This window comes from Stenotrophomonas mori (assembly GCF_023556335.1).
GTDB lineage: Bacteria > Pseudomonadota > Gammaproteobacteria > Xanthomonadales > Xanthomonadaceae > Stenotrophomonas > Stenotrophomonas mori.
On sequence record NZ_JAIKTS010000004.1, the window covers coordinates 255,108 to 280,350 of the forward strand.

A 25,243-nucleotide genomic window follows, 5' to 3' on the forward strand; every position below is an offset into this window, starting at 1 on the left:
GGGGCGCGCCAGGCGCCGTACCGTTGCTCCTCCGGGTAACGTGGCGCCGGCCGCCGCCGGTGGCGCGGTACCCGGGCTTCGTTGCCGTCGCTCAGTGCGCGCCGCGCACCACGTTCAGTACCTCGTGGCAGGCGCCCATGGTGTGGTAGTCGGTCTTGCCCGCCGGGCTCTTCTCGTCGTCGTACTTGCGGTTGTCGGCGTCGAGGATGCGGAACCAGGCGCCATGGGTGTGGTCGACCATATGGTCCCAGGCATAGGCCCACAGCCGCTGGTACCACTGCCAGTAACCGTCGTCGCCGGTACGCTGGGCGAGCAGCGCGGCGGCGGCCAGCGATTCGGCCTGCACCCAGAAGTACTTGTCGTCGTCGCAGATATCCGTGTGGCCTTCCGCAAACGCCCGGCCCGCCATGACCGGGCCGTCCGGCGCCGTTGCCGCGCTCAGCGCCTGCTGCAGTCCCGCCGGCGCGAAGCCGTAGTACAGACCACCGCGCACTCCGTCCCACGCGCATGCCACCGCGCTGTCGAACAGGTAGCGTGCGGTCGGCACCAGCCAGTCGGCCTCGACATGGCGGTCGAGGATCAACAGCAGCTTGGCCCACTCGGTCTGGTGCCCGGGCTGGAATCCCCAGGGCCGGAACAGGTGCCTGGGGTTGTCCAGGTTGTAGGTCCAGTCGATGTTCCAGTCGGCGTCGTAGTGCTCCCACACCAGACCGCCCGCCTTCGCCGCCTGGCGGCGGGTCATCCGGTCGGCCAGCTGCAGGGCGCGCTCCCGGTAGCGCGGCTCGCCGCTGGCTTCGAACGCGGCCAGCATCGCCTCGCACATGTGCATGTTGGCGTTCTGGCCGCGGTAGCCGGTGAAGGTCCAGCGCGCGTCGGCCTCGTCGCGGTACAGGCCATGCCGCGGCTCCCAGAAGTGCGTTTCCAGCAGCTGCCAGGTCTCGTCCATCCAGTCGCGCGCCTCGGCGAGCCCGGCCTTGAGCGCGCAGCTGTAGGCCAGCAGCACGAAGGCCACGCCGTAGCAGTGGTTCATGTCATCTTCGACCCGGCCGTCGCGCAGGGTCCAGGCATAGCCGCCGGTGGCCGGATTGCGGTGCACGTTGCGCAGGTACGCCACGCCGTGCGTCACCGCGTCCAGGTACTCGGGGTTGCCGAATTCGCGGTACGCCATGGCGTAGTTGAAGACGAAGCGGGTGCTGCTGACCAGGTGGCGATGGCCGGCGTCGTAGACCGTGCCGTCGTCCTTGAAGTAATGGAAGAAACCACCGGCCGGGTCGATGCAGCGCGGGTGGTAGAAGGCCATGGTGTCGGCGATGTGCGCGCGCAGGAAGGCCGGGGAGCGGAAGTCGAGCGTGGGGGTCATGCGAGAGCCTCCTGTTGCTGCAGCAGCTGCTGCACGTCGTCCAGCGTGGGCATGGCGGCGAACGCGCCCTTGCGGGTGACCGCCAGGGCGCCGACCGCCGCGGCGAACCGCAGGGTGGCGGTAACCGCGCCGTGGTCGCGGCAGAACGCCGCGAACGCGGCCCCGGTGCCACCGCGTTCGGCCAGGCCGTAGAGCACGCCGCCGACGAAGGCGTCGCCGGCCGCGGTGGTGTCCACGGTCGGCACACGGAAGCTGGGCACCTCGCCGTGGGCGTCGCGGGTATGCCAGCACAGCGGCGCGGCGCCATCGGTGACGATCACCCACTGCGCCCGCGCGGCGAGCAGGCGCCGCAGTACCTCCGCGCCGCCGTCGGCGCCGAACGGTGCGGCCAGGAAATCCAGCTCCTCGCGCGACAGCTTGACCAGGTCGGCGCGCTCCAGCGCCTGCCACAGGCGCGGGGTCGGGTCCACGCCCGCAGGCCACAACGCCGGGCGCAGGTTGAGATCCAGGCTGACCACGGCGCCCGCGGCGCGGGCACGGTCCATGCCGGCGAAGGTCGCCGCGGCGATGGCCGGCTCGGTCAGGCTGTTGGAGCAGACATGGAAGCAGCCGGTGCCGTCGAAGCAGGCCGGCTGGAAGTGCTCGGCACGGAACAGCAGGTCGGCCGCGGGCGGGCGGTAGAAACTGAAGCTGCGCTCGCCGCCGGCGTCCAGCGCGACAAAGGCCAGCGCGGTCTTGGCCGCGTCGGTGCGGACGATGCAGTCGGTGAGCACCCCGGCCTCGGTCAGGCTGTCGGCGAGGAAGTCGCCGAACATGTCGCGGCCGAGCATGCCGGCGAAATGGCTGCGTGCACCGAGCCGCGCCGCGGCCACCGCGACGTTGGCCGGCGCGCCGCCGGCGTACTGCAGGAAGGCGCGCGGCGTTTCCGGGGTCGCCGGCGGCTGCGCGAGTAGATCGATCAAAATTTCACCGAAACAAACGATCTTGCCCATCTGGCCTCAGCCTCCCTGGCCACTGACGGCCTGCGGCCGCGAACCGGCCAGACCGTAGAAGATGATGTAGAGGTAGCACGCCACCGGCAGCGCGAAGCTCAGGTGCAGCCCGGCCCGGTCGGCCAGCATGCCCTGCAGCAGCGGGATCACCGCACCGCCGACGATGGCCATGATCAGCAGGCTCGAGGCCTTGTTGGTCAGCGGCCCGAGCCGCTCGATGGCGAGCGAGAAGATGGTCGGGAACATGATCGAGTTGAACAGGCCGGTGGCGACGATGCCGTACATGGCGACCTTGCCGCCGGCGCCCAGGGTCACCGCCAGCAGCACCACGTTGGCCAGCGCAAAACCGGCCAGCAGGCGGCGAGGCGGATACTTCGCCAGCAGCCAGGCACCGGCGAACCGCCCGACCATCGCGCAGCCCCAATAGGCGGACACGTAGTGGGTGGCCTGCTGCTCGCTCATGCCGCCGATCTCAGGCAGCACCAGGTAGTTCACCATCAGGCTGCCGATGGACACCTCGGCGCCGACGTAGAAGAAGATCGCCAGCACGCCGAACAGCACATGCGGGTGCCTGAGCGCGTCCCGCAGGGTGTGGTCGCCGCGGGCGGCCGCTCCGCCGGTCCCGGCCAGCCGCGGCAGGCGGAACAGGCAGACGAACACCGCCAGCAGCGCCAGGGCGACGGCCAGGCCGACATACGGCCCCTGCACCGACTGCGCTTCGGCCGCACGGTAGGCGAGCTGCTCCGCCGCCGGCAGCGCGGCGATCTCCTCGCCGCTCCTGACCGTGGTGCTGAGGATCAGCAGCCCGCCGAACAGGGGCGCCAGCGTGGTGCCCAGCGAATTCAGCGCCTGCGCCAGGGTCAACCGGCTGGAGGCGGTCTGTTCCGGGCCCAGCAGCGCGACATAGGGGTTGGCCGCCACCTGCAGCACGGTGATGCCGGTGGCCAGCACGAACAGCGAGGCCAGGAACGCTTCGTAGATGCGCAGCGCCGCCGACGGCCAGAAGCCGAGCGCGCCGGCGGCGGCGATCAGCAGCCCGGCGATGATGCCCTTCTTGTAGCCCAGGCGCGCGACCAGCCGCCCGGCCGGCAGCGACATCAGGAAGTACGCGCCGAAGAAGGTGAACTGCACCAGCATCGCCCGCGTGTAGTTCAGCTCGAACACCGCCTTCAGGTGCGGGATCAGCACGTCGTTGAGGCTGGTGAGGAAGCCCCACATGAAGAAGATCGTGGTGACCACCGCCAGTGCGACGCGGGGCGTGACCACGGCGGCGGGCGGTACGGGCGGTGACAGCGGCGTGGAAGAAGTCGGCATGCGGGCGCGCCTCGATGCGCGGGATGGGCGGGTCGGGGTCAGGTGGGACGGGCGGCGCTGCTTTCGCGGATGCGCAGCTGGACCGGGGCCACCGTACGCATCGGCGGCGCCTCCGGATCGTCCAGCCGCTGCAGCAGCAGCGCGGCGGCCTGGCGGCCGCGCTCGCGCGGATCGGCGGTCAGGGTGGTCAACGGCGGCACCGCCACCGCGGCTTCGGAAATGTCGTCGAAACCGGTGACGGCGAAGTCACCGCCGGGGCGGATGCCGCGCGAGGTCAGGCCCAGCATCAGGCCCAGCGCGACGGTGTCGTTGTAGCAGACGGCGGCACTGGGACGGTCGCCGTCGGCGAACAGGTCGCCGGTGCGCGCGGCCGCTTCCAGGCGGTTGGGCGCCGACTCGATCATCCACTGCGGCGGTGCCGGCAGGCCGGCTTCGGCCAGTGCCTGCTGGTAGCCGCTGCGCCGCTGGTGGCAGGAGCTGGAGGCCGCATGGCCGCCGAAGAAGGCGATCTGCCGGTGGCCGCGCTCGATCAGGTGGCGGGTGGCCAGGTAGGCGCCCTGCTGGTTGTCCAGGGTCAGGAAATCCCAGTCCGCGCCCGGCAGTTCGCGGTTGAACAGCAGCACGTTGGCGTGCGTGCCGAGGACCTGCCGCAGCTGCGCCGCATCGCTGCCCTCGGCGGGCGACAGGATGAAGCCGGTCGGGGTGTGCTCCATCAGGGTGGTCAGGACCGCCTGCTGGCGTTCCGGCGATTCACCGGTGCTGCCGAGCAGGGTCACGTAGCCCTTGCCGCCCAGCGCCTCGTCCACCCCCGAGGCGAACTCGGCGAAGAACGGGTTGGACAGGTCGTTGATCACCAGGGCGATGGACGAGGACGTGCGCCGGCGCAGGTTGGCGGCGGTGCGGTTGTAGACGTAGCGCTGCCGCCGCAGCTCCGCCTCGACCCTGGCGCGGGTATCCACGTTGACCAGCGGGCTGCCGCGCAGCACCAGCGACACGGTCGCCCGCGACACGCCCACGGCCTGGGCGATGTCGGTGACGGTGACCGGGCGCTTCCCGGTCCTGCGTGCGCCCTTGCCGGCGCCGGTGGTGGTGTCGTTCATGGCTGGGATTCTGGTGGCGGAAAGCTCGAAGCCTATAGGATCGCGGCACGCTGCCGGCGGCGGTGGCGCGGGCCGGCGGCAGCGGGAGCGCTCACTCCAGCACGCTCCCGGGCGCGGCGCAGTAGGACGCCGGAAGATCCGCCGGCGCCGTGCCCCAGCCCTGCTCGGGCACCTGCGCGGCCAGCGCGTAGCGGATCGTGGCGCCCTGGCGCAGCCGCGCCCAGTCCATCCACACCGCAGGCTGCGGCCGGCCATCGACCTGCACGCCCTGGATGTACTGCAGGCGGCGGCCATCGGCACCGGGAGCCTGCAGGTCCAGGCTGCGGCCGTTGCCCAGCGCCACGCGGGCCCGCGGGAAGCGCGGCGTGTGCAGCAGGAACTGGCCGCTGCCGGGCACCGCCGGGTACAGGCCGAGCGCGCTGAACAGGTACCACGCCGACATCGTGCCCAGATCGTCGTTGCCGGTGACGCCGTTGGGCGCGTTGGTGAACAGCTGCTGCGCGGCACGCACCACGGTGGCGGTCTTCCACGGCTGGCCGATCAGCGTATACATCCACGGCGAATGCAGGTCGGGCTCGTTGTTCGGGTTGTAGCGGTACTGGTTGTAGTAGCTGTACGGGCCGACCACCCATTCCTTGCGCGCAGCGGTCAGCGGCGCCTGCACCAGCGCGTCGTAGGCGAAGAACGCATCCAGCCGGCGGCCAGCCTGCTCGCGGCCGTGCATCGCCGCCACCAGGCCCGGCACGTCCTGCTGCGCCAGCCACTGGTACTGCCAGGCGGTGCCTTCGTGGAAGCCGTGCTGCGAACGCGGGCTGTAGTGGCCGTCGGCCGGGGTGTACCACGCTCCGTGCTCGTCGCGCGGGCGCGGGAACCCGGTGAAGCCGGTCGCCTCGTCGCGCACCTGCGGGTCCCACACCCTGCGCCAGTTGCGGCCGCGCTCGCGCAGTGCGGCCGCGTCATCGGCATGGCCCAGGCCATCGGCCATCTGCGCCAGGGCACAGTCGGCCAGCGCGTACTCCAGCGTCGCCGAGCCACCGTGGTGCGGGTCCACGTCCATGCCCTTGGAGGGGAACGCGCGGTCGTAGGCCACGTAGCCGTCGCGCAGGTAGCGGGCATTGCCGGAACGGCCGGCCGCGCGCGAGTTCAACGGCGGCAGGCCGAAGGCGTTGCGGCGCAGCGCCGCCCAGGCCTCGCCTTCGCGGCCGGCCAGCGCATCGAACCGCCACAGGTCGACGAGGAACGGCGTGACCGGATCGCCGGTCATGATGTTGGTCTCGAAGTTGGCGTAGCCCCAGCGCGGTAGCCAGCCGCCCTGCGCATCGATCGCCAGCACGCTGCGGGCGATGTCGCGCGCCACCGCCGGCTTGGTCAGGGCCAGCCATTGGTTCTGCGCGCGGTAGGTATCCCAGAGCGAGAAGTACTCGTAGTAGGTCCAGTCGTCGGCCCGGTGGATCGCATCGTCGTAGCCGCGGTAGCGCCCGTCGGCATCGCTGCCGGTCATCGGTTGCAGCAGCGCGTGGTACAGCGCGGTGTACAGCACCGTGCGGTCGTCGGCGCTGCCGCCGTCCACCGCCACCGCCGCCAGCTCCTCGCGCCAGGCGCCGCGCGCCAGTTCGCGCATGCGCTCGAAGCCGAGCAGGGTGCCACCGTCCATGCCGTCGGCGCGCAGGTTGGTGCGTGCGCCCTCGGCATCGACGTGCGAGATCGCACTGGTGGCGGTGACCGAACGGCCATCGGCCAGGTCGAAGCTCAACCAGGCGCCGTTCGGCTTGAGCTCGCCTTCCATGCTATGGCGCGCGGCAGGCAGCCCTCCCTGTTCGCCCCAGGTGCCGAAGGCCTGGAACGGGCGGTCGAACTCGATCCGGAACCAGGTGGTGTACTGGTGGCCGCCGCAGAAGCTCTTGGTCACCAGCTTGCCTTCCACGGCCCGGTCGCCAACCACGTCGATCACGCTGCCGATCACCGAGTGGCGCTCGTTGGCCTGGCCGACATTGACCAGTACATGGCCCTGGGCGGCTCCCGCGCCGAAGGTGTAGCGCTCGGCCGCCGCGCGGGTCCGCGCGGTGGCTTCCGCGTCGATGCCACCGTAGCCGGTGAGCCGGACCTTGTAGTAGCCCGCCTCGCCGACCTCGCCCTCGTGGCGGTAGGGCGAGGCATAGCGCGTGTGGTCGAAGGCCTTGGCATCGCCGGTGTCGAAATCGCCCCCGGGACCGATGCGGCCGGTCACCGGCAGCACCGACACCTGCCCGCCCTGCTCCCAACAGCCCGCCCCGGACACGAACGAATGGCCGAAGCCGCGGATCGTTTCGTCGTCATAGCGCCAACCGGCGTAATGGCTGCCGATCGGGCTGACCTGGATCAGGCCGAACGGCGCCGACGCGCCCGGGAAGGTGTTGCCGTCGTCCTTGCTGCCGATGAAGGTGTTGACCTCGCGCTCCAGCGCGGGCGTCGCGGCCGGGAGCGACGGGGCCAGGCCCATCGCCAGCAGGCAGGCCAGGCCGGCGGCGCGGCGGTGGCGGAGGATGGACGGCGATCGGCGCATGGGCGGTTCCTCAGGGTCGATGTCGGTACGGCGGTGGAGGCGGGTCCGGCCGGAGCCGGACCCGTGATGCCCGGCCCATCCCCGCCGGGGATGGAGAGAGTGCCGGGATCACGAAGTCGGTGGCGGGGACGGGCCCCCTGCGCGGATCGGGATCGATGCACACCGGCAGGCCGGTGCGGCTCCCCGCACGCCCTGGGCTGCCGAAGGCAGCGAATGGCGGCGGTGCCCTCGACACCCGATCCTCACCCGGCTTGTATCGTTCCAAATCCGGCAGACACTGAATTTAGATCGATTCAAGTAAAGCATGCCTGGTCATCGCCCCGCATTCTGCGGCGCACCATCCACGTGCGCCGTCCTGCACACGGCCCGGCGCGGCCGGCCGTCCTCGGCGCGGCGTGGCGGCTTCGCCCACGGAAGCCCCGGCCAGGCCCATCCGCGGGTTTCACCGCCCGCCGGCAGCGGCCGCTTCCCTCTGCCGGCCGGTTTCGCCGGCGGGACATATTGCGCAGCAGCATGCGCCGGCCGTGGCGCTGTGTTAAAAATTTCTCGCCAATCATTTTAGATCGATCCAAATCGGATACGGCATGCGTGGGCATGCGGGCAGGGGAAGACGGGCCGGATTCGTCACTCGATCCATGCGCGAAACGACCCTGGAGCATCACGGGGTACCCGACCCCGGAACTTAGATCGATTCAATCTTTTCGCGTCAGTACCGATTCAATCCAGGAGAGGGAGAGAGTGGAATGAAACAGATGTCACGCATGCACGCCCCCAGCGCGCTGTCCGGCGCGATCACGCTCGCGCTGGCCGCCGTCGCCGCGGCCATCCCGGCCTGCGCGTTCGCCCAGCAGGCCGCCCCCGATGCGACGACCCTGGACAGCGTCACCGTCACCGGCTACCGCTACGCCATCGAGAAGAGCCTGCAGCAGAAGCGCGACGCCAATGCGGTGGTGGAGGTCATCACCGCCGAGGACGTCGGCAAGTTCCCCGACAAGAACGTCGCCGATGCGCTGCAGCGCGTTCCCGGCGTGATCATCAGCCGCAGCGGCGGCGAGGGCAAGAACGTCAGCGTGCGCGGGCTGGCCTCGGACCTCACCCTGACCCAGTTGAACGGCAACTACATCGCTTCCTCGGAAACCAACGACGAGGCATCGCGCTCGTTCAACTACGTGCTGATGCCGTCGAACATGCTCTCCAGCGCGGAACTGTTCAAGACGCCCGAAGCGCGCATCGACGAAGGCGGCATCGGCGGCACCGTGATCCTGCGCACCCACCGCCCGCTGGACATGAAGGCCAACTCGGGCTTCGCCACGATCGAGTACACCACCTCCGACACCAGCAACGGCACCGATCCGCAGGCATCGGCGATGTACGCCTGGCACAGCGAGGACGAGCGCTTCGGACTGCTGGTCGGCGCGACCCGGCAGAACCGCAACAACCGCAGCATGGACGTGACCACCGAAGACTGGCAGTGGTACAGTGATCGTGTGGATGCCAACGGCAACATCATCGACGACTACGTGTGGAACGTCGCCGGCACCACCCGGCACCCGCCCACCGATGTCCACGGCAACCCGTTGCCCGGCGCCTCCCGCTTCTGGGGCGCGTCCGGCATCTACGACCAGAATGGCGGCCACTACTCGGGCATGTTCATGCCCACCTCGGTCAACTTCGCGGTGAAGGACGAGAAGCGCGAGCGCACCGGCGGGCAGCTGACCTTCCAGTTCCGCCCGGTCGACAACCTCACCCTGACCGGCAACTATTTCCGCTTCGAGCTGCAGGGCAACTACACCCAGAACATGCTCAAGGTGCCGGAATGGAACCTGGCGCGCGTGGCCGGCGACGGCAACTGGCAGGGCGGACGCCTGCTCAACGGGTTCACGCTGGATCCCAGCGGCACCATCGTCACCGGCGCCGAGTATGAAATGCTGGCCGGGAAGGCCTACTACTGCAACGAGGACCAGGCCGCGGCGGCCGGCATGCCGGGCGGCGGCTGGGGCCCGGACGACTGCACCATCCCCACGCCGCAGATCACCGGCACCCACAGCCGCGAAAAGGCCCTCTCGCAGACCGCCGACCTGAGCGTCGACTGGGACATCAGCCCGCTGTGGAAGGCCTCCTTCAACGGCGGCCGCACCTGGTCCGACGGTGGCCCATCGATGAGCTTCCGCATGGCGGCCAAGCCGCGCCGCCAGGTGAACGGGGTCTGGCAGGCCGGCAACCACTACACCGCGTGGGACCTGAACGGCACGCCGTCGCTGTCGGTCTCGCCGGACCTGCAGGAGCAGCTGATGGCCGGCGTCGCCGAGGTCGACACCGGCTCGACCGACTCCTCGTGGATGCAGACCAGCGTCAAGCAGAACCACTTCCAGGCCGACATCACCAAACTGTTCGAAAGCGGCTGGCTCGATTCGATCCAGTTCGGCGCCAAGTACAGCGACGGCAAGGTCCACCGCAACACCGGCAACACCTACTGGGTCTGCCAGGGGGCCGACCCGGGCGACTACAGCAAGCGGTACCAGGCCGGCTGCGACGCCAGTGCCGGCATCGCCCAGCCGGGGTACTTCCTGTCGCGGCCGCTGGGCGACATCGCCGGCGGCTTCAACGCCAACGTCTTCCCGGGCATCGACTACCCCGCCTACATCGCGTACCTGAACCAGCGCTACGGCGGCATGCAGAACCGCCGCGAGGACGACTTCGTCTACAACGTCGGCGAGAAGGTCCATTCCGGCTACTTCCAGGCCAACTTCCGCACCGAACGCGTGCGCGGCAACATCGGCGTGCGCGTGGCCCGCACCCGCCAGCACGCCGAATCGAGCGATGCGGTCGAGCGCTTCATCGACTACTTCGCCAACAACAGCAGCGGGGCGCCGATGTCCTGCAACGACCCGGCCGCCGGTGCGCTGCTGGGCGCCAACAGCGGCTACAGCTGCGAGAGCGGCTTCGTCCGCCTGCCCGACGAGATGGCGCGGGAAAAGAGCTATGTCCTGGCATCGCTGGACAAGACCTATACCGACGTCCTGCCCAGCTTCAACATCGCCTGGGACATCAGCGAGAACCTGGTCCTGCGTGCGGCCGCGTCCCAGGTCATCGCGCGCCCGGGCTACACCAGCATCGCCTACCCCGGCGGCCTGAGCTACTACACCGAGGAATACAGCAACGACCGCCGGGTCGCCGGCGGCGCGCCCAATCCGGGCTGGTACGGCTCGGGCAGCAACAAGAACCTCAAGCCGTTCGAGGCCAACCAGTACGACCTCAGCCTGGAGTGGTACTTCCAGCCGGGCGCGGTCGCCGGCGTGGGTGTATTCCGCAAGGACGTGAAGAACTTCACGGTGCCGGTGGTCCGCGACCAGCAGATGGTGATCGACGGGCAGACGGTGACCGTGCAGAACTACTCCACCCAGGCCAACGGTCGCGATGGCGTGTCGCAGGGCGTGGAAGTGTACGGCCAGTACACCTTCGACTTCGGCCTGGGCTTCCAGGCCAACTACACGTACAACGACACCAACCTGGCCTCGGTGGAGATCGACGGCGAGCGCATCGGCTCTTCGCCGCTGGTCGGCAGCGCCAAGACCCAGGCCAACTTCACCGCGTTCTACGAAAGCGGCCGTTTCATGGCCCGCGCTTCGTACAACCGCCGCGGCGAGGTGGTCGGTGGCCTGAACAACGGCTTCACCCTGTACACCGAGCCCTACGACCAGCTGGACCTCAACGCCGCGTTCAACATCCGCGACGACCTGACCCTGAGCGCCGCGGTGCTCAACGCCACCAAGTCCGAGCAGCGCGTGCACCTGGGCAACGACACCCGGGCCCGGCTCTACGCCAATGCGTACAGTGGCCGCCAGCTGTACCTGGGGCTGAACTGGACGTTCTGATTCCGGTGTTCCGCAGCGTTCGACGACAGCCGCGCAGCCACTGGCGGCTGTCGTCGTTTCCGCCCCGGTCGTCCGCGGGAACGGCCGCCCGCATCCACGCCGGCGCATCGGCCGGCACGCTGCGGCACGGCGTACGCATGCGCACGCCATCGACTCAGGTCAGCGGCGTCATCACTCCCGTGCGATAGGCCGGGCGCTGCCGCAGGCGGGCGTACCAGTCCGCCAGGTGCGGCTGGTCCGGACGCTGGATGGGCATCTCGAACCAGGCGTAGGCGAATGCGCCCAACGGGATGTCGCCCATCGCCAGCGTGTCGCCCGACAGCCACGGCTGCCGCGCCAACTCGGCATCGGCCAGCGCCAGCAACTCACCGCAGCGCACCAGCGCCGCATCGATGCGCGCCGCATCGCGGTCGCCCGGCGCGGTACGCACCACGCCCCAGAACAGGTCGCGGAACGCGACCGCGAAGCTGGAGAGGGTCCAGTCCATCCACTTCTCGCTCTGCGCGCGTGCCGCCGGGTCTTCCGGATACAGCGTCCCCAGCGCATAGCGCGCCGACAGGTAGCGCACGATGGCGTTGGATTCCCAGACCGGCAGCCCCTGGTCCTCGATCACCGGCACCAGGCCGTTGGGATTCATTGCCCGGTAGGCCGGCGACTGGGTGCCGCCGAACGCCCCGCCCACTTCGATCGATTCGTAGGACAGGCCGATCTCCTCGGCGCACCACAGCACCTTGCGCACGTTGCTGGAATTGCGCCGTCCCCAGATCTTCAGCATGACGGCCTCCGTTGCGGGCATGGGCCGCACCAGCCGCCGCCGGCGGACGGGACGGCCACGGCGCTGGAACCCGTCATGCCGCGTCCGGCTTGGCCGGCTTGGCGGCGGCCTTCTTCGGCAATGCGCGCACGTACGACGACTTGCCGTCCTTCTTCAATTCGAACAGGCCGATCGCCGCCAGCAGGTCGCTGAGCTTGCCGTAGCCGTAGTTGCGCGGATCGAACGAGGCCTGGTTGCCGATCTGGCTGCCGACCGGCCCCAGGTGCGACCAGCCATCCTCGCCCTCGGCCGAAGACACCGCACGGCGCAGCATCTTCACCAGACGGGTGTCGCCGCGCAGTTCGGCGCCGCTCTTGCGCGGCCGGGTCTCGTCGCCCGCCTCCGGGCCGACCTCCGGCGCACTGGCATGCGACTGCCCCAGCGCCTCCAGGTAGGTGAACTTGGAACAGGCGTTGACGAAGGGATCGGGGGTCTTTTTCTCGCCGAAGCCATAGACCTTCACGCCATCGGTCAGCAGCCGCATCACCAGCGGAGTGAAGTCGGCGTCGCTGGAGACGATGGCGAAGCCGTCCAGGTTGCGCGCATAGAGCAGGTCCATCGCGTCGATCACCATGGCCATGTCCGACGCGTTCTTGCCCTTGGAGTAGGCGAACTGCTGCACCGGGCGGATCGCATACTCGTGCAGCACCGCTTCCCAGCCCTTGAGCCGCGGGCTCTTCCAGTTGCCATAGGCGCGGCGCACATTGGCGACGCCGAAGCGGGCCACCTCGGCCAGCACCTCGTCGATCTTGGCGGCCGGCGCGTTGTCGGCATCGATCAGCAGGGCGATGCGCTTCTCGGGATCGGGCATTGTTCTCTCCATGACGCTGGGCTGGACGCCAGTATCGATCATTGCCCCCCGCATGCGCACCCCGTGCGAAACTGCGCGCAGTCCGCCCCGCCTCCCGCCGACCACGGCCGGCGCCACCGGAGTAGCGCCCATGCAGCACGACCGTCCGCCCCGCCTGCTGATCATCGGCGGCGGCTTCGCCGGCCTCTGGGCCACCCGCGCACTGGCCGGAACCGCCCTGCGCATCACCCTGGTCGACCGCCGCAACCATCACCTGTTCCAGCCGCTGCTGTACCAGGTGGCCACCGCCGGCCTGTCGGCGCCGGACATCGCCGCGCCGCTGCGGCACATCCTCGGCCGGCAGCGCAATGTCGAGGTGCGCCTGGGCGAGATCGAGGCCATCGACACCGCGCGCCGCCAGGCCTGCCTGCGCGACGGCGACCGCCTCGACTACGACCTGCTGCTGGTGGCCTGCGGCGCCACCCACGCCTATTTCGGCAACGACCAGTGGGCACCGCACGCGCCGGGGCTGAAGACCCTGGACGACGCGCTGGCGCTGCGGCGCCGGCTGCTGCTGGCGTTCGAGAGGGCCGAGGCCGAATCCGATCCGGCGGAGAAGGCCGCCTGGCTCAGCTTCGCCATCGTCGGCGGCGGCCCCACAGGGGTGGAGCTGGCCGGCACCCTGGCCGAGATCGCACGCCACACCCTGCGCAACGAGTTCCGCCACATCGACCCCGCCTCGGCGCGGGTACGTCTGGTCGAGGCCGGGCCACGGGTGTTGTCCAGCTTCCCCGAAGCCCTGTCGCTGAAGGCCCGCCAGCAACTGGAGCGGCTGGGCGTGGAGGTCCACACCGGCACCCCGGTCACCGCCATCGACGACCACGGGTTCCGCCTCGGCACGCAGGACGTCCCCGCCCGCACCGTGGTCTGGGCCGCCGGCGTGGCCGCCTCGCCGCTGGCGCGCACGCTGGGCGTACCGCTGGACCGGGCCGGGCGCGTGCAGGTGCTGCCGGACCTCAGCGTGCCCGGGCACCCGGACATCTTCGTCGCCGGCGACCTGGCCGCGCTGGCGCAGGCCGACGGGCGCCCGGTGCCCGGCGTGGCGCCCGCCGCCAAGCAGATGGGCAAGTACGTGGCCGCGGTGGTCCAGGCACGACTGCGGGAACGCCCCGCACCGCCGCCGTTCCGCTACCGCGACCAGGGCAACCTGGCCACGATCGGACGCATGGCCGCCATCGTGCACATGGGCCGCCTGAAGCTCTCCGGCATCCTCGCCTGGTGGTTCTGGCTGGCCGCCCACGTATTCTTCCTGATCGGCTTCCGCAACCGTCTGGTGGTGCTGCTCAACTGGGCCGTGGCCTATTGGAGCTACCAGCGCAGCGCGCGGATCATCTTCGGCGATGCCGACAGCGGGCCGCGCGATGGGCCGCCCCTGCGGGAGTGAACGCCGCCGCCGGCGTCACCCGCCGCCGGGCGCGAAGCGCGCCGGCACCTGTTGGCCGGTCAGCTTTTCGACGGCATTGGCCACCCCACGGAACGCCGGCTTCCCATCGATGAAGAGCAGGCTCTGGAGCTGGAACAGCCCCGCCGGCAGCGGACGGATAGGACCGGGCAGAAGCCACGCGCCGCCCACTCGGAGTGGTAGACGCCAGGCTGCTTTCCCTCGAGACGGGTAGCGCTACCGCAATGCACCACGGACATCGGCCCACCCGGCCTGCGCCGGCACATCGAGCAATGGCGCAGAACAGCCGGCTTCGCTGGCGACCACGCCGATCGCGCCGCACAGGCAGCACCCCTGCGCCGTCGCCTCCGTTCGTGGATGCAGGAACGGAGATCCACATGGCCGCGATGGCACGGGAGTCCCCGCGTCGCGACCACGCAACGCAAACGCCCGGGTTTCCCCGGGCGTTTGCATGTGTCGTCGTCGAACCGGCGGCCGATCAGGCGGCGAACAACGCCTTCATTTTCTTGAGCGCGTTGGCCTCGATCTGGCGGATGCGCTCGGCCGACACGCCGTACTCGTCGGCCAGCTCCTGCAGGGTCAGCTTGTTCTCATCGTCCAGCCAGCGGCGGGCGACGATGTCCCGCGAACGCGCATCCAGATTCGCCAGCCCCTGCCGCAGCAGCTGCAGCTGGTTGTCCTCGCTGTCCTGGCGCTCGTAGGCCTGCGACGGGTCCTCGTCACGGGCGACCAGGTAGGCGGCCGGCGACGGCGGCGCATGGTCGTCGTCCTCGCCCACCGGCGCGTCGAACCCCACATCGCGGCCAGACAGGCGCGACTCCATCTCCATCACTTCGCGCTCGGAGACGTTCAGGTCCTTGGCGACCGCACTGACCTCGGCCGCGTTCATCCAGCCCAGGCGGGTCTTGGACTTGCGCAGGTTGAAGAACAGCTTGCGCTGGGCCTTGGTGGTGGCGACCTTGACGATGCGCCAGTTCTTGAGGATGAACTCGTGCATCTCGGCACGGATCCAGTGCACCGCGAAGGAGACCAGGCGCACGCCCATGTCCGGATCGAAGCGCTTGACCGCCTTCATCAGGCCGATGTTGCCTTCCTGGATCAGGTCGCCCAGCTGCAGGCCGTAGCCGTTGTAGCCACGGGCCACGTGCACCACGAAACGCAGGTGCGAATGCACCAGCTCGCGCGCGGCGTCCAGGTCCTGCTCGTCGCGGAAACGGCGCGCCAGCACCTGTTCCTCATCGACCGACAGCACCGGGATCTGGTGCACGGCACCGATATAGGCGTCCAGCGAGCCGAGCGCGCTGGGGATCGGAAGATTGTTTGCCACAAGGGCAGTAGAGGTGTTCGAGCTCATGGGATCTCATCTTAGCAGCCGTTCCATTGGACTGCCCGGTACAGGAAAAGTTCCAGCGTTCCAAATCCGTCGACAAACCGCCCCGCCAGGCCCGGAGGACCGCCCCGACAGGGATTCCCGCACTCTACCCCCCGTCCTGTCACCGTCCGATGACAGCCGCCGAGACCGTTCAGGCCTGGCCCGGCAGGCCGTCCAGCGCGGCACGCGGCGGCAGGCGCCAGTCGATCGGCGCCTGCCCGCGGCGGGCCAGATAGGCGTTGGCCGTCGAAAAGTGCCGGCAGCCCAGGAATCCCCGGTGGGCGGACAGCGGCGAGGGATGCGGCGCCCTGAGCACCCGATGGCGACCGCTGTCGATGACCTTGCCCTTGGCCTGGGCATAGCTGCCCCAGAGCAGGAACACCAGGCCCTCGCGCTCGCGGTTGAGCACGTCCACCACATGGTCGGTGAACCCCTCCCAGCCCTTGCCCTGGTGGACGCCGGCACGGCCCTGCTCCACGGTCAGCACCGCATTGAGCAGCAGCACGCCCTGCCGCGCCCATGGCAGCAGGCAGCCGTGGTCGGGGCGCTGGAATGCGGGGACGAGCGCCTCGTCGCTTTCCAGCTCCTTGTAGATGTTCAACAGCGACGGCGGCACCGGCACGCCCGGCATCACCGAGAAGCTCAGGCCATGCGCCTGGCCGGGGCCGTGGTACGGGTCCTGTCCCAGCACCACCACCTTCACCTGGTCGAACGGGGTGGCCTCGAAGGCAGCGAAGATCTGCGGACCCGGCGGGAACACCCGGGCCCCGGCCGCCTTGCGCTGGCGCAGGAAGGCCGACAGCTCGCGCATGTCCGGGCGCAGCAGCCACTCGCCCACCCGCGCCTTCCAGCTCGGTTCGAGCTGGATGCTGGGGGCCGCGCTCACTGCGGCTCCGCCTGCGCCAGGCGGGTCAGGCGCAGCTGGAACAGCACCTTGGTCACCAGCAGGCGCTCCTCGATCGGCTTCTGCACCAGGTCGTTGGCACCGGCCTGCAGCAGCGCCGACTGGTTGTGCGGGTTGCTGTCGCCGGTCATCACCAGCACCGGCAGGTGGTGCTTGCCGTAGCCGAAGTCGATGCGCACGCGCTCGATCACGTCGCGGCCGTTGAGTTCGCCCTTGAGGGTGACATCGGTCAGCACCAGGTCGATGCGGCGCTCGGTGCGCCCCAGCGATTCGGCGGTGAGCAGCGAGAACGCATCCTCGGCGGTCAGCACGTGCACCACGTGCAGGCCATGGCGCTCGAGGATGCGCTTGGTCGCCTCGGCCACCACCCGGCTGTCCTCGACATACAGCACGGTGGCACCCGGCACCGGCTCGGGCTGCACATAGCCGCGGATGAAGGTGGCCAGTGCGCCGGGGCCCAGCGCCTTGTCGAAGTAGTCGGTGACGTATTCGTTGAACCGCCGCTGCTCCAGGTGCCGCTGCGTATCGCCGGACACCACGATCACCGGCACGTAAGTCTGCCCTGCTGCCTGGCGCACGCTGCGGGCCAGGGCCAGGCCGTCGCCGTCGGGCAGCGCCAGCGAGGTGGTGACCAGGTGCACCGGGCCGGTCGCCAGCGCCGACTGCGCCTCCTCGACGCCGGCGCACCCGACCACCTCCACATCCGGCAGCTCGCGCTGCAGCATGTCGGAAATCAGCCTGCGCACCAGTTTCGAGCCATCCACCACCATGACCCGGGGGGCGTCGCTGATCAGGTGCCTGAGTTCATGCGTGGACATGCGTCGGCTCACGTCCCGGCCGGGCGGGTCTGCCGCAGGAAGTGGCCGGTCACCAGCCATGCCCCCAGCCAGCCCAGCACCAGCGTTCCCAGCAGCACCATGCCCGAGTGCAGGGCGTCGAGCCCATGCAGGACGAACTGGCTGCCATAGCTTTGCGACAGCGCCGCCAGCGGCGGGCGCAGGGCCAGGCCGCTGGCCCCGATCAGCGCCAGCGCCAGCGCACCCGCGGCCAGGCCGTACCAGGCTCCCAGATAGACGAACGGCCGGCGGATGAAGCCGTCGCTGGCGCCCAGCAGCTGCAGGACGTCGATCTCCTCGCGCCGTGCCTGTATGTCCAGGCGCACGGTATTGCCCACCACCAGCACCGCCCCCAGCCCCAGCAGCAGCGACAGCACCTGCACCAGCCGGGTGCCGAACTGCAGCCAGGCATCCAGGCGCTTGCGCCACAGCGCGTCGTGCTGGACCAGGTCGGCCTGCGGCAGCGCCTGCAGCGAGGCCGCCAGCGCCGCGTCGTCGCCCTCGGCAGGGGTGACGATCAGCAATGTCGGCAGCGGATTGCCGGCCAGGGCATCGATCGCCTCCTCCAGCCCGGCGCTGCGGCGCAGCTCGGCCAGGCCCTCGTCCGGGGTGCGCAGCAGCACCTCGGCCACTTCCGCGCGGGCCCGCAGCGCGGTGGCCACGTCCTGGGCCGCGGCGGCATCGATTTCCGGCTTGAGGAACAGGTTGATGTCGCGCGACTGCTGCACGCTGCCGGCGAAATGCCGCAGGTTGTCCAGCACGATCGACAGCCCCAGCGGCAGCGCCAGCGCCAGCGCCATCACCGCCACGGTCAGCGCCGTCGCCCATGGCTTGCGCAGCGCGCGGCCGAGGCTGAAGACGATGCTGTGCAGATGGTGCGCGGACCAAACCGCCAGCCGCGAGGGCGCACCCGCTTCCTTCTTCGGTACCGCCCTGCTCATTCGGCCAGATCCTGTGGCGAGATGTCATCGGCCAGCCGGCCGTGGTCGAGGATCAGCACCCGCTTGCGCATGCGCTTGAGCAGCGGCAGGTCGTGGCTGACCACCAGTACGCTGGTGCCGCGGCCGGGCAGCTCGGCGAACAGCGCCATGATCTCCGCGGCCAGGGTCGGGTCGAGGTTGCCGGTGGGTTCGTCGGCCACCAGTAGCCGGGGCTCGGCGACGATCGCGCGGGCGATGCCCACGCGCTGCTGCTCGCCGGCCGACAGCTGGGTGGGCAGCGCCTTCTCGCGGTGCCCGAGCCCCATGCGCTCCAGCACCGAACGCACCCGCTTGCCGGTGTCCGTGCGGCGGTCGCCACGCAGGATCAGCGGCAGCGCGACGTTCTCGCCGACACTGCGGTCGGTCAACAGGCGGTGGTCCTGGTGCACCGCACCGACCTCGCGGCGGTGCAGCGCGACCTTGCCGCCGCGCACCTTGAGCAGGTTGCGGTCGCCGAACAGCACGGTGCCGCGCGTGGGACGCTCGCTCAGGTGGATCAGTTTCAGCAGGGTGCTCTTGCCGGCGCCGGAATGCCCGGTGACGAACAGCATCTCCCCCGCCGCGACCTCGAAGCTGACGTCCACCAGCGCCTGGTGGCCGCCCGCATAGTGCTTGCTGACATTGTCGAAACGCAGAACGCTCATGCGCCGATTATGCCGGACGCGGCGCCGCGCAGGGTCGCGCGTTGCGGGCGCGACAGGCTGCGGCCCCGCCCGGTGCCCGCCGCAGGCACCTTTCCGGTGGCGGGCGGGCAGCGCAGGGCCGGTGGCGGGCGGTCAATCGCCCGCAAGCATCCGCCGGATCTTGCGCCCGAGCCGCGTCAGGAACGAGTCGTTCTCCTCGCGCGACGGACGCACCGGCTTGGCCGGCACCTGCACCGGGCCTGCCCCGGCCCTGCTGCCGGCGGCCGCCGCGGCGGGGGCTTCCACGCCTTCCACCGGACGTCCATGACGGCGGCGACGGCGCTTGCGCGGTGCGCGCTCGCCCTCGACGGCCGGCGGCGGCGCCTGCTCGGCCGCCGGACCCGGCGCGGCGGCAGTGGCCACAGTGGCCGCCTGCTCGCCTTCCGGGCGCGGCTTGCGGCGACGGCGGCGGCCTTCCGCATCGCCCTCGCCCCGGGCCTCGCCCACCGGGCGACGTTCGCCGCGGCCCGCGCCGCCGGAGCGGCCACTGCGGCCACCACCGCGGCGCGCCTCGTCGGCGGCCTTCTGTTCGCGTGCCTCGCGGAAGATCGCGCCGACGCTCTCGTCCTCGTCGCCGGCCTCGCCAGGCGCCGGTGCCGGCCGCTCCGGGCGCGGCAGCGCGGTCATCAGCTCGGTGGTGACCGGCTCGACCGGGATCTTCTGCTGGATGTAGGCCTCGATGTCCGGCAGGCCCATCGCATAGCGTTCGCAGGCGAAGCTGATCGCGTCGCCCTCCTCGCCCAGCCGCGCGGTGCGGCCGATGCGGTGCACGTAGTCCTCGGCATCGAACGGCAGGTCGTAGTTGTAGACGTACTTGACCCCGTCGATATGCAGGCCGCGCGCGGCCACGTCGGTGGCGACCAGGATCTCCAGCTGGCCCTTCTGGAAGCGGTTGAGCAGGCTCTCGCGCTTCTTCTGCGGCACGTCCCCGGACAGCACGCCGACCCGGTAGCCGGCCTTCTCCAGCGAGCGCGCCACCCGCTCGACGAACATCTTGGTGTTGACGAACACCATGGTGCGGGCGCCTTCGCTGCGCGACAGCAGGCCCAGCAGCAGCGGCAGCTTCTCCTCGTCGGCCGGGAAGTAGATGCGCTGGCGCACCCGCTCGGCGGTCACCGTCTCGGCGTCCACCACCAGCTTCTGCGGCTCGTTCATGTGCTCATAGGCCAGCTCCAGCACGCGGTGGCTGAGCGTGGCCGAGAACAGCAGGGTCTGGCGGGTGGTGCGCTCGGGCATGCGCCGCAGCAGGAAGCGGATGTCCTTGATGAAGCCCAGGTCGAACATGCGGTCGGCTTCGTCCAGCACGCAGATCTCGCAGGCATGCAGCGACACCACCTTGTGCTGCTTGACATAGTCGATCAGGCGCCCCGGGGTGGCGATGATCACGTCCACGCCCTTCTGCAGCAGTTCGCGCTGCTTGTCGTAGTCGACGCCACCGTAGACCAGGGCGAAGCGCAGGCCGGAGTCGGAGGCGAACTTCATCGCGTCCTTGTGGATCTGGATGGCCAGTTCCCGAGTCGGCGCCAGGATCAGCGCGCGCGGGTCCTCCGGCTTGCGGTCGGCCAGCGCCGCCCGGCTCAGCAGCCGGTTGATGACCGCCACCAGGAAGGCCAGCGTCTTGCCGGTGCCGGTCTGCGCCTGCCCGGCGACATCGCCACCGGGCAACGCCACCGGCAGGGTCAATGCCTGGATGGGGGTACAGCGGGTGAATCCGGCTCCTTCCAGTCCGGCCAGCAGCGCCGGTTGCAGTTCGAAGGAGGAAAAGGTCACATCGGTCAGCGGTTTGTCGCTCATTAATTCTGTCTTGTGTAGTGGCGGTCGGCCAACGGCCGGGCGGCTTGCATCGTATCGGGCCCCGTCGCACACTGCGGCCCCTGCGCCGGGTCGCGCGACGCCAAGGCCATGCCTTCTGTCCGCGCAATGCCCCAGTTTAGCGCAATGCGGAGGCCAACCCGGCATGGGTCGTCGCATTGCCTCAGGAGACTCCCCAAGTGAGCGATAAGGTTCTACACGTCGGCGACGCCGATTTCGAGGCCGCCGTGCTGCAGTCCGACACCCCGGTACTGGTGGACTTCTGGGCCGAATGGTGCGGTCCCTGCAAGATGATTTCCCCGGTGCTGGACGAACTGGCCGACGCCTACGACGGCAAGCTGAAGATCGCCAAGCTCAACGTCGACGAGAACCGCGCCACCGCGGTCAAGTACCACGTGCGCTCGATCCCGATGCTGCTGTTGTTCAAGGATGGCCAGATCCAGGCCACCCAGATCGGCGCCGTCGGCAAGGGCCAGCTGAGCCAGATGATCGACAAGGCGCTGGCCTGACCCCCCCGGCCGGCGGCCGCCACCGCCGGCTCCGGGCCAGCCATACCGCGGCCCAACGACGATTTCCCGCGACCTTGCGCCGCCGCGCGTGGCGGTGGTAGTGTCGCGACATCCGGCAGCCTTCGCCTGCCGCACCCTCCGGCCGGGTTCTCGTCCGGATCATTCCCAACCAGTTCGCCGCCCTGCTGGGCGCTCGCACGTCAGCGAGAGGAATCAAGCACTTGTCCGAGAACACTCCTTCCGAAACCGGGAGCGCCGACGCACCCGTCGAAAAGCGCGTGCGCAAGCCGCGTGCCGCCAAGGTCGCCGACACCGGCGATGCCGGCGCCCCCGCGTCCACTCCCGCCGCGGCTCCCCCGGCGCAGTCCGCGCTGCCGCTTCCGGCTGCCGATGCCTCCGCGCCGCCGGCGGACACCGAGCACCGTGCGCCGACAGCGACCGACGGCGGCCCGCAGGCCGGCCAGGAAGGCGGCGAACCCCGTGGCGACGGCACCGGCGGCTCGTCGCAGCGCAGCGGCCAGCAGAGTCCGCAGGGCCAAGGCCAGGGTCAGGGCAACCGCCGCGAGCGCTTCCGCAACCGCCGCGAGCGCAACCGCGACCGCTACCGCGACGACAATGGCATGCCGCAGGACGGCGGCGGCGAGCCCTTCGTGCCGCGTCCGCATCCCAACGTGCCGGAAGGCTTCCCGGCCTACTCGCTGAGCGACCTGAAGCGGATGCCGGCGCACAAGCTGCTGGAGATCGCCGACCAGCTCAGCATCCACGACGGCGTGGCCCGCGCGCGCAAGCAGGACGTGATCTTCGCGCTGCTCAAGGTGCTCACCCGCCACGGCGACGGCGTGGCCGCCGACGGCGTGCTGGAGATCCTGCCCGACGGCTTCGGCTTCCTGCGCGCGGCCGAGGCCAGCTACCTGGCCGGCCCGGACGACACCTACATCTCGCCCAGCCAGATCCGCCGCTTCAACCTGCGCACCGGCGACCATATCGCCGGCCGCATCCGCTTCCCCAAGGACGGCGAGCGCTACTTCGCGCTGAACATCGTCGACACCATCAACGGTGAGCCGATCGAAGCGTCCAAGAACAAGGTGCTGTTCGAGAACCTGACCCCGCTGTTCCCGCGCAAGCGCTTCACCCTGGAGCGCGGCAACGGTTCCTCGGAAGACATCACCGGCCGCATCCTCGACCTGATGGCGCCGCAGGGCAAGGGCCAGCGCGCGCTCATCGTCTCCCCGCCCAAGGCCGGCAAGACGATGATGATGCAGCAGATCGCCACGGCCATCACCACCAACCACCCGGAAGTGCACATGATCGTGCTGCTGGTGGACGAGCGCCCGGAAGAAGTGACCGAGATGCAGCGCACCGTGCGCGGCGAAGTGGTCTCCTCGACCTTCGACGAGCCGGCCGCGCGCCACGTGCAGGTCGCCGAGATGGTGATCGAGCGCGCCAAGCGCCTGGTCGAGCACAAGAAGGACGTGGTGATCCTGCTCGACTCGATCACCCGCCTGGCGCGTGCCTACAACAATGTCGTGCCCAGCTCCGGCAAGGTGCTGACCGGCGGCGTGGACGCCAATGCCCTGCACCGCCCGAAGCGCTTCTTCGGTGCCGCGCGCAACGTGGAGGAAGGCGGCAGCCTGACCATCATCGCCACCGCGCTGGTGGAAACCGGCTCGAAGATGGACGAGGTGATCTACGAGGAGTTCAAGGGCACCGGCAACAGCGAAGTGCACCTGAACCGCCGCATCACCGAGAAGCGGGTCTACCCGGCCATCGACATCAACCGCTCCGGCACCCGCCGCGAGGACCTGCTGATCGAGCCGGAGCTGCTGCAGAAGATCTGGATCCTGCGCAAGCTGCTGCATCCCATGGACGAGATCGCGGCGATGGAGTTCCTGCTCGACAAGATGAAGAACACCAAGTCCAACGACGAGTTCTTCAGCTCGATGAAGCGCTGAGGCCCGCGGGCCCGGTGCGACACGCACAAGGCCTCCGGGATTCCCGGAGGCCTTGTGCGTTGTGGGCCGCAGGCCCGGCGTGCGGGCGCATCCGCCCTTCCCCCTCCAGCGCCCGCTCCGCGACGGCCGGCCGCTGCGGCCGTCGCGACCGCCCCGTTGGCGGCGTCAGCGCCGCAGGCCCCTGGCGCGCAGGTAGTCGCCGGCACCGACCGGATCGTTGGTGAAGATGGCGTCGTAGCCGGTCTCCACCGCCGTCTCCCAGTCGCCGGGCGCGTCGATCACGCCCGAGAACACCAGCACCCCGTCGCGCTGGAACCGCGCGACCTGCGCCGGCGTGGTCTCCTCGGCCGCCAGCACGATGCAGCCGGCCTGCAGCTCGCGCACGGTGGCGTGGTAGTCGGCACTGTTCCGCGGCACGCCCAGGGGACAGGTACGCACCGCCGGATTGAGCTCGCGCATCGCCCGCAGTGTGCGCCAGTCGAAGGACTGCAGGACGACCCGTTCCTCCAGGCCGTACCTGCGTATCAGCTGGTCGAGCTTGGCCGCATACAGCGTGGTGTCGACCGGCGCCCCTGCGGCGCGCTCCCCGGGCAGCTTGGTCTCGATGAAATAGCGGATGCGCGTGTTGCCGCTGAACGCGGCGAACACCTCTTCCAGCGCCGGCATGCGCGTGCCCGGACGCTTCTCCGCCTCCGGGTAGATCGCGCGCGAGCGCGCACCGCAGTCGAATCCGCGGCTCTGCGCCAGGGTCAGTACCCGCACCGGCTTGGCCACCAGCCCCGACCCGGCTTCCGGGGTGCAGAACTGGGGGTTGATGTCGGCGTCGTGCGTCACCAGCAGCTGGTTGTCGGCCGTCATCTGCAGGTCGAATTCGAGGAACTCGACCCCGGCCTGCTCCGCCATCCGGAACGCATGCAGGCTGTTCTCGGGCCAGGCCAGCGCGCCACCACGGTGCGCGACGATCATCGGCCCCGCGCCCAGGGCCGCGGCGCTGGCGGCGCACAGCAGCAGCGCGGCCAGCGACCTGTACGGACGGCCCATCATCCTTCTCCGCCCTGGCCACGCAGGACGCGCGCCATGTCCGCCGGCTTGTCGGTCAGGAACAGCGTGGCGCCGAGCGCGCGCAGCTCCCGATAGCGGGCGTGGCGCTGCGGCGTCGGCAGGTTGTCGATCTCCCAGAGCGTCTCGGTGGCCACCCGCGTTTCCGGCACCCGCGCGGCCGCGTTGAAGCGCTGGAAGAAGGCCGGCGTGCTCCGGTACCAGAGGAAATAGCCGGCGGGGCGGTAGGCGGCGAAGCCCTCCAGGTCGTCCAGCGCGCCACTGCGGCAGGCCGGATGCTCCGACGGCGGGCATTCCTGGATCCGCGGGATGATCGCCAGCACCTCGCCCACCCGCGGATCGGGCTGGTGGGCGGCGGCCGGCGCACCGCTTATCCAGGCGCTCGCCCGCCCGGCCATTCCCAGCCGCTGCACCACTGCCGCGACCTCCGCATGGGTGGCATCCTTGATGTCCAGGTGGACGATGAAGCCCGCCTCCCTGGCCGCCCGCAGCATGTCTTCCAGCGTCGGGACGGGTTCGTCGGTCACCACCGCATACGCCCCGCCATTGCCGCGGCGCAGCCGCAGGCGGCGGATCTCCTCCAGGGTCATGCCGTCGACCCGCCCGCTGCCGTCGGTGGTCCGGTCCACGGTGTCGTCATGGATCGACACCAGCACGCCATCGCGGGTCTTGCGGATGTCCAGCTCGATGCCGTCGATGTCCTTGCCGACACAGGCGTGGATCGATGCCACCGAGACCTCCGGCGCCTCGCCCACGCAGCCGCGGTGGGCGATCACCAGCACCCGGGAAGGGTCGCGCAGCACCGGCGTCTGCTGTGCCGCCGCCGGCCCCGGCGGCAGCAGGCCGGCGGCGAGCGCCGCGCACAGAAGGATCGAAGTCGCTTTCAT

19 protein-coding genes are annotated in these 25,243 nt (G+C 70.1%); 4 read left to right on the forward strand and 15 right to left on the reverse strand.

Translation table 11 applies throughout. The features are described from left to right. Nucleotides 1-91: 91 nt before the first annotated feature. From K5L01_RS12500 to K5L01_RS12520, 5 genes are all read right to left on the reverse strand, one after another. Entirely contained in the window at nucleotides 92-1,360 is a 1,269-nt protein-coding gene (locus tag K5L01_RS12500; RefSeq protein WP_250064829.1) for an AGE family epimerase/isomerase, read from the reverse strand. Beyond that, nucleotides 1,357-2,352, reverse strand: a complete 996-nt coding sequence (locus tag K5L01_RS12505) for a carbohydrate kinase family protein (protein ID WP_250064830.1) — start codon at nucleotides 2,350-2,352, stop codon at nucleotides 1,357-1,359. Before K5L01_RS12505 ends, K5L01_RS12500 begins: the two co-directional genes overlap by 4 nt. A 6-nt stretch (nucleotides 2,353-2,358) precedes the next feature. Further along, entirely contained in the window at nucleotides 2,359-3,666 is a 1,308-nt protein-coding gene (gene fucP / locus K5L01_RS12510) for an L-fucose:H+ symporter permease (protein WP_250064831.1), read from the reverse strand. Between the two features lie 38 nt (nucleotides 3,667-3,704). After that, nucleotides 3,705-4,766 carry a LacI family DNA-binding transcriptional regulator gene (locus K5L01_RS12515; RefSeq protein ID WP_250064832.1) on the reverse strand — a complete coding sequence of 354 codons (1,062 nt, stop codon included), beginning with the start codon at nucleotides 4,764-4,766 and terminating at the stop codon, nucleotides 3,705-3,707. Nucleotides 4,767-4,857: 91 nt separating this feature from the next. Further along, on the reverse strand, nucleotides 4,858-7,308 hold the full coding sequence (locus K5L01_RS12520) for a GH92 family glycosyl hydrolase (RefSeq protein ID WP_250064833.1): 2,451 nt from the start codon (nucleotides 7,306-7,308) through the stop codon (nucleotides 4,858-4,860). A gap of 743 nt (nucleotides 7,309-8,051) precedes the next feature. Here K5L01_RS12520 and K5L01_RS12525 point away from each other — a divergent pair. Continuing rightward, the gene (locus K5L01_RS12525) at nucleotides 8,052-11,183 is read left to right on the forward strand and encodes a TonB-dependent receptor (protein WP_250064834.1); all 3,132 of its coding nucleotides are present in this window, start codon (nucleotides 8,052-8,054) and stop codon (nucleotides 11,181-11,183) included. Between the two features lie 154 nt (nucleotides 11,184-11,337). Here K5L01_RS12525 and K5L01_RS12530 read toward each other — a convergent pair whose 3' ends face one another. Continuing rightward, complete coding sequence (locus K5L01_RS12530; RefSeq protein WP_336254136.1) at nucleotides 11,338-11,958, reverse strand: glutathione S-transferase family protein; 621 nt, start codon at nucleotides 11,956-11,958, stop codon at nucleotides 11,338-11,340. Nucleotides 11,959-12,031: 73 nt separating this feature from the next. Next, nucleotides 12,032-12,808: an NYN domain-containing protein gene (locus K5L01_RS12535; protein ID WP_250064836.1), complete on the reverse strand. Its 777-nt coding sequence runs from the start codon at nucleotides 12,806-12,808 to the stop codon at nucleotides 12,032-12,034. 130 nt (nucleotides 12,809-12,938) lie between these two features. Here K5L01_RS12535 and K5L01_RS12540 point away from each other — a divergent pair, with 130 nt between their 5' ends. After that, nucleotides 12,939-14,231: an NAD(P)/FAD-dependent oxidoreductase gene (locus K5L01_RS12540; RefSeq protein ID WP_250064837.1), complete on the forward strand. Its 1,293-nt coding sequence runs from the start codon at nucleotides 12,939-12,941 to the stop codon at nucleotides 14,229-14,231. 496 nt (nucleotides 14,232-14,727) lie between these two features. On the opposite strand, the gene rpoH is transcribed toward K5L01_RS12540, so the two are convergent. From rpoH to rhlB, 6 genes are all read right to left on the reverse strand, one after another. Beyond that, nucleotides 14,728-15,603, reverse strand: coding sequence for an RNA polymerase sigma factor RpoH (gene rpoH / locus K5L01_RS12545; protein ID WP_250064838.1), 876 nt, complete (start codon nucleotides 15,601-15,603; stop codon nucleotides 14,728-14,730). 169 nt (nucleotides 15,604-15,772) lie between these two features. Further along, nucleotides 15,773-16,507 (reverse strand): uracil-DNA glycosylase, encoded by a 735-nt coding sequence (gene ung / locus K5L01_RS12550; RefSeq protein ID WP_250064839.1) that lies wholly within the window; start codon nucleotides 16,505-16,507, stop codon nucleotides 15,773-15,775. Continuing rightward, complete coding sequence (locus K5L01_RS12555; RefSeq protein ID WP_250064840.1) at nucleotides 16,504-17,343, reverse strand: response regulator; 840 nt, start codon at nucleotides 17,341-17,343, stop codon at nucleotides 16,504-16,506. The genes ung and K5L01_RS12555 overlap by 4 nt, the downstream gene beginning before the upstream one ends. A gap of 8 nt (nucleotides 17,344-17,351) precedes the next feature. Then, nucleotides 17,352-18,302: a permease-like cell division protein FtsX gene (ftsX, locus tag K5L01_RS12560; protein WP_250064841.1), complete on the reverse strand. Its 951-nt coding sequence runs from the start codon at nucleotides 18,300-18,302 to the stop codon at nucleotides 17,352-17,354. Continuing rightward, nucleotides 18,299-18,985, reverse strand: a complete 687-nt coding sequence (locus tag K5L01_RS12565) for a cell division ATP-binding protein FtsE (protein ID WP_250064842.1) — start codon at nucleotides 18,983-18,985, stop codon at nucleotides 18,299-18,301. The genes ftsX and K5L01_RS12565 overlap by 4 nt, the downstream gene beginning before the upstream one ends. Before the next feature lie 132 nt (nucleotides 18,986-19,117). Beyond that, nucleotides 19,118-20,818 carry an ATP-dependent RNA helicase RhlB gene (rhlB, locus tag K5L01_RS12570; RefSeq protein ID WP_250064843.1) on the reverse strand — a complete coding sequence of 567 codons (1,701 nt, stop codon included), beginning with the start codon at nucleotides 20,816-20,818 and terminating at the stop codon, nucleotides 19,118-19,120. Nucleotides 20,819-21,015: 197 nt separating this feature from the next. Between rhlB and trxA the strand changes: the two genes are divergently transcribed. Then, on the forward strand, nucleotides 21,016-21,345 hold the full coding sequence (gene trxA / locus K5L01_RS12575; protein WP_250064844.1) for a thioredoxin TrxA: 330 nt from the start codon (nucleotides 21,016-21,018) through the stop codon (nucleotides 21,343-21,345). Between the two features lie 221 nt (nucleotides 21,346-21,566). Next, nucleotides 21,567-23,297: a transcription termination factor Rho gene (gene rho / locus K5L01_RS12580; protein WP_250064845.1), complete on the forward strand. Its 1,731-nt coding sequence runs from the start codon at nucleotides 21,567-21,569 to the stop codon at nucleotides 23,295-23,297. A gap of 165 nt (nucleotides 23,298-23,462) precedes the next feature. On the opposite strand, the gene K5L01_RS12585 is transcribed toward rho, so the two are convergent. Together K5L01_RS12585 and K5L01_RS12590 are read right to left on the reverse strand one after the other, a co-directional pair. After that, nucleotides 23,463-24,338, reverse strand: a complete 876-nt coding sequence (locus tag K5L01_RS12585; protein WP_250064846.1) for a glycerophosphodiester phosphodiesterase family protein — start codon at nucleotides 24,336-24,338, stop codon at nucleotides 23,463-23,465. Beyond that, complete coding sequence (locus tag K5L01_RS12590; RefSeq protein ID WP_250064847.1) at nucleotides 24,338-25,243, reverse strand: glycerophosphodiester phosphodiesterase family protein; 906 nt, start codon at nucleotides 25,241-25,243, stop codon at nucleotides 24,338-24,340. The genes K5L01_RS12585 and K5L01_RS12590 overlap by 1 nt, the downstream gene beginning before the upstream one ends.